The sequence below is a fragment of the Polynucleobacter sp. 35-46-11 genome, from assembly GCF_002281105.1.
Map to the genome: position 1 here is coordinate 1 of NZ_NCFJ01000640.1, position 1,276 is coordinate 1,276.

The 1,276-nt window shown below is 45.3% G+C and carries 2 protein-coding genes; both read right to left on the reverse strand.

Annotated features, from left to right (window positions below; translation table 11 throughout):
• Positions 1 to 53 precede the first annotated feature (53 nt).
• A complete protein-coding gene (locus tag B7Y67_RS18385) occupies positions 54 to 422 on the reverse strand; it encodes a succinate dehydrogenase (protein ID WP_293599870.1) in 369 nt (122 codons plus the stop codon).
• Positions 419 to 1,138: a 2Fe-2S iron-sulfur cluster-binding protein gene (locus B7Y67_RS18390; protein ID WP_293599871.1), complete on the reverse strand. Its 720-nt coding sequence runs from the start codon at positions 1,136 to 1,138 to the stop codon at positions 419 to 421. Before B7Y67_RS18390 ends, B7Y67_RS18385 begins: the two co-directional genes overlap by 4 nt.
• Positions 1,139 to 1,276: the final 138 nt, after the last annotated feature.

Sequence of the window (1,276 nt, forward strand, 5' to 3'; positions counted from 1 at the left end):
AATAAAGTAGGACAGATGGGATTTGGCACGGCGATCTAAAGTTGGTCTATTAGTCATCGCCCTATTCCACCAGTAAATACACCAAGCACAGCAGTGGTTCCCAATACTAAAATTAGAATTGCCAAGATCCAAGGTAAAACGCGAACCCCAGGGGATCGCGGAAAGTTCTCACGCAAAATATTTGCTAGGCCAATTGGTGCATGGATAAAGCAAGCCAAAACAAATACCTCATAAAAGATTGCAAAAAACCAATTGCCTTGAGTGCGGCCTAAAATTTCACCCGCAGTAAGGCCGCCACGAATAGCGTAAAACATAATGAATAAGTGAATAGCAATGCATAAACCAAGGATCATTGCGCTGATCCGCTGCGCATACCAAAGCTTAGCCTGCAATATAGCGTCACTATGCAAAGTTGCACTCATAACTTACCCCGGACGGCGGCTCGTGCAACAAGTTTTTTGAGTCCGGCGATCCCAGCAGTAGGCTCTAGCTGTTTTGGGCAGCGCTCAGTGCAACTACCATGGGTATGGCAGGTATGGCAGCCAGCATCACCCGCTACTGCTCGCAAGCGGTCTAATTGCTGAACATCCCGCACATCGTTTGTTAGGGTCCAGGCGCGATTCAATGCTGCTGGGCCCAAATAATCCGAGCGGCTCGCAACCACATCACAAGAGGCATAACATACAGCACAGCCAATGCATTCAATTCCCGCATTAGCTAATTGGCGCTCCTCAGAGTTTGGTTTTACCTTTGCAAAATTATCATGGCGAGTTTGCTCACCTTTAAAAAAACCAACTGCCCCTTTCCATTTATTAAAGAACTCGCGCATATCAGTCGCGAGGTCTTTGATGACCGGCAGGTTATTCAGCGGAGCAATCTCAAGCAAATCGCCCTCTACAATTTTGGCCACGTGGGTTCTGCAAGTCCACCGGGCTACGCCATTAACGGTCATCGCACAAGAGCCACACATACCTACACGGCAAGCAAATCGATAGCTAAGAGTAGGATCAATTTTTCGCTGAATATAGGTAACTACATCCAGCACTGTTTGATTAGAAGTGCGCGGCACCAGGTATTCAACAAATTCCCCTTGCTCAGCTCCGCGCCAGACTTTCACTTTAAGATTGGTTTTAGACATGAGCAAATTATATCGGTGTATAGTAAAAAATAAATCGAATAGATTTTTTATCGAGATAAAATAATTTTTTACTAAAATAAAGCTTATGTCTAGTATCCGCGTACTCAAAAACTTTATCTCCATTACTCGCCACGGCAG